Annotated in this window: 1 protein-coding gene; it reads left to right on the forward strand. The window is 63.5% G+C overall.

Features of this window, described 5'->3' with window-relative positions:
- On the forward strand, window positions 1–326 hold a 326-nt coding region (locus KW849_RS31085), incomplete at both ends, for a VCBS domain-containing protein (RefSeq protein ID WP_218433906.1).

Consider the following 326-nt stretch of genomic DNA (forward strand, 5'->3'; position numbering starts at 1 on the left):
AGCGGCAATGTGTTGAGCAACGATGTGCAAGGCGCCGACCGCGTAACGCTCGGGGAAAACGCCGGGCCGATCACCCCCGGGACCTTCACCGGGACCTACGGCACCCTGGTGCTGAATGCCAACGGCAGCTACACCTACACCCTCAACACCAGCGATGCCGATTTCAAGGCCCTGCACGGCGGTGGCGACAGTACCGAGACCTTCAGCTACACCCTCACCGATGCGGACGGCGACAGCAGCACGGCGAATCTGGTGCTGCAGATCCACAACAACGATGACTCGGTGACGGTCGGCGGTTTGAACGTTGGCGGCGGCGAGCTGACCGT

This window comes from Pseudomonas sp. PDM26 (genome assembly GCF_019219185.1).
Taxonomy (GTDB): domain Bacteria; phylum Pseudomonadota; class Gammaproteobacteria; order Pseudomonadales; family Pseudomonadaceae; genus Aquipseudomonas.